Annotated in this window: 1 protein-coding gene; it reads left to right on the forward strand. The window is 57.7% G+C overall.

Annotated features, from left to right (window positions below; genetic code table 11):
- The coding region (locus L9G74_RS20620; protein ID WP_238898629.1) for an MFS transporter at positions 1-272 on the forward strand (272 nt) is incomplete at both ends.

Raw genomic sequence — 272 nt, forward strand, 5'->3', positions numbered from 1 at the left:
GCTGTTGGCTATCCTGGTGGCGACAGGATCTATCGAAGCGTGGCACCTGGTGGTGCTGGCAGTTGTCAACGGTTCAGCAAGGTCGAGCCAGATGCCTCCAGCCCAGGCTCTCCTAGCCAATATGGTGCCACGGGAGCATCTACCCAATGCGGTCTTTTTGTACCAGGCGGCCCAGCACGGCTCCCGCTTCGTGGGTCCATTCCTCATTCTGCTGGTGCTCTGGGTCACGGACCAACAGAGCTATGTATTTTTTGTCTCCGTCATCCTGTACG

The organism is Shewanella electrica (genome assembly GCF_022321485.1).
GTDB lineage: Bacteria > Pseudomonadota > Gammaproteobacteria > Enterobacterales > Shewanellaceae > Shewanella > Shewanella electrica.